The sequence below is a fragment of the Herbaspirillum sp. B65 genome (assembly GCF_000333555.1).
Lineage (GTDB): Bacteria > Pseudomonadota > Gammaproteobacteria > Burkholderiales > Burkholderiaceae_D > Herbaspirillum > Herbaspirillum rubrisubalbicans.
Map to the genome: position 1 here is coordinate 1 of NZ_BADI01001092.1, position 2,815 is coordinate 2,815.

The following is a 2,815-nucleotide window of genomic DNA, read 5'->3' on the forward strand; positions in this document are numbered from 1 at the left end:
ACACAGGAGCTGCCATGCATCGGCCACGCACAACACTACGACGACTTCATCTAGCTCTGGGATTGACCGCCCTCATCTCGACCGCGCCCGTCTGGGCGCAGGAATGGGGAACCTACCTCAAGCCCTTCGCCGCTGACTCGCTCTGGAACAGTCGTCCCGTCAATCCGGTCTTCGATACCTTCGTGATTCCGACCGACGCCTACTTCCCGACGGTGACCAACAATACCTATTCCACCGGTATCTTCCTGGCCTCGCCGAATGATCCGCCCGTCACCGTCACGGGTCTGACCGGCAGCAAGGGACTGTTCCACACCGACGATGAAAGCCACCACGACATCACCATTCCGCACTGGCCAGCTGCTGCACGCGCAGCGCCCGGTACCGATGGACATGCCGATATCGTCGACCCGACCACCGGGATCGTCCACTCGTTCTTCAAGCTCAAGCAAGAAGGCACTCAGTGGACTGCCGCCATGTACGCCTGGACCAAAATCGACGGCCGCGGCTGGCCTGAGCCTGGCCATTACTACCAAGGTGCCAGGGCTACCGGCGTGCCGGCCGCGGCCGGCATCATCCGCATCCACGAGGCTGCGCAAAAACCGCAGTACTACCCACACGCTCTGGCCATGTCCTTGACCTATTCCGGTCTGAGTCCCAAACCAGCCTACGTTTTCCCTGCCACCTCGGCCGACACCGAAGCGGCCATCCGCAACAAGGGCGGCATACCCGAAGGCAGCCTGGTGATGCTGCCGCCCGACTTCGATACCAGCAAGCTCACCAATGCCGAAGTGCGCCGCATCGCCGAGACCTTGAAGCGCTACGGGGCCTATATTGTCGATGCCAACATCGGCACGCCCTTCGTCATCTACGCCGAAATCGGCTCGGACGCCAATCCTTCGCCTAGCGGCTGGAACAACACCGTGGCCAGCGAAATGCAATCGATCCGGGCCGCACTGCGGCGCGTGGTCAGCGCCCAGTCCTGGATCGACGGCAATGGCAAGACCTTCACGCCCAACCAGAACCTCAATCTGCTTTCCATGCGCGGCAACTGGACCCAGCAATCCGGTAGCACCCTGGGCAAGTACAGCTCCTGGGACCAGGCCGTGGTTTTCCCGGCCACCAGTTCCATGTCGGAAGTGGTCAATTACAGCAATCGCGGCATGAATGCCGTGACCTGGGCCAAACCGGTCATGGGTGCTTCCTACACACTGACCGCACGCACCACCAATGGTGGCAAGCTGCGCATGAGCATCTATGACCAGCTGGTCGGCAAAGTGGTCTTCGACAGCGGCTACCTGGCCGATGGCGAAAGCAAGACCTTCACCTGGAACGCCAATTCGCCGCGCCTGGTGCTGTACGCGCAAAGCGGCGTAGGCAACAGCTCTGCCGTGGGTGGCCAACTGCTCAAGGCTGACTGACGCACCCTGCCGCAACCCTGCCGCCGCCGTCATCATTGACGGCGGCTTTTTTCATGGCGGCGAGCTCGCCGGCAGCAAGCCATCACGCTGCATCGATTGCAGCAGATACTTCGAGGCCGCCAAGCTGATGTGCTGATCGTCGTTGTACAGATAAGCGCCATCGATCTTGGCCTGGCACTTGCCTTGTGCGCAGAACAGCGACACCGGATCAAATACGGTGGCCTTGGGATGCAACTGGCGCAACTCGTTGACGGCGGTGTCGTAAGCCTTGCGGATACTCTCGTGCTCGGCCTGGGTAAAGGCACATTCACGGGTGGGCGCATCGCCGAACCGATTGACGCAGGAATGCGGATCCAGCTTCAGGTAAGGCACGTCGGCCATGAACACCACGCGCTTGCCTTGCGCGATGAAGCTTTCAATCAGGGCGCCATATCCCGACATGAAGGCTTCGCGCTCGCTCAAGGGGTGATCATTGACCTTGTACTGGGAAGGCGTATCCAGATTGCCGCGCGGATAAGCGCCGCTGATCACCACCGTCTGGATCGAGGGGAATTTCTGCCCCACGGCGATGGCTTGCTGGGCAATCTCGGTGCAGTTGTTGGACCAGCGTCGCACATTGGCCGGTTCGTAAGGCAGATTGGGATAGACCCGACAGGCGTGGCCAGCCACCATGATGGACGGCAGCGCCAGTTGACGACTGAAGATGGCCGAATGCAAGGCCATCACGTGACTGTCACCCACGAACAGCACCTGAGGCTGCGCCGAATTGGAGAGACAGACTTCCTCGCTGACTTCAGTCAAATGATTCAAGCGCGCACAACTGCCATCGGAATTACGCGAGCCTTCGAAGACGTCGCTACGCGCCAGGTAATCGAGTTTCTGGTTGATGGCCCGTTGCGGGAAGCCGCCGTTACGATAGATCACCATGCCGGCCACACCGACCACGATATTGAGCGCCACCAGCCCCAGGACGATCTTGACGCCACCAGCATGGCGCAACGGGCGCTCGATGAAAAGGAAGGTACCCCAGGCCAGCAGCACGGCAGCGACCACTGCCAGCAAACGCCACTCCTGCGGTGCAGTCTGCCCGGCAATGATGGTGGCGAAGGCCAATAACGGCCAGTGCCAGAGATAGAGGGGGTAGCTGATCAGGCCGATCCACGCCATGGGTTGACTGGCCAGTACCTTGCGGTTGAACCATGCCGCCGGACCGGCAGAAAGCAGCAGGAAAGCACCGATGCAGGGCAACAGTGCCCACCAGCCAGGGAAACTGCGTGTGCCATTCAATAGTACGAAACCGATAACCAGCAACAGTACCCCGAGCCATGACTGCAGGTTCTTGAACCGCGCGTTCAGGTCGGCCCGGTGCAGGTTGATGTAGCCCAGTTGCCACCCAC

2 protein-coding genes are annotated in these 2,815 nt (G+C 60.7%); one reads left to right on the forward strand and one right to left on the reverse strand.

The window, feature by feature from the left end; translation table 11 throughout:
- The coding region (locus tag I5W_RS25885) for an Atrophin-1 multi-domain protein (protein ID WP_306302685.1) at positions 1-1,418 on the forward strand (1,418 nt) is incomplete at its 5' end.
- A gap of 51 nt (positions 1,419-1,469) precedes the next feature.
- Here I5W_RS25885 and I5W_RS25890 read toward each other — a convergent pair.
- Positions 1,470-2,815: acyltransferase family protein (locus I5W_RS25890; RefSeq protein ID WP_044531414.1), on the reverse strand; the 1,346-nt coding region annotated here is incomplete at its 5' end.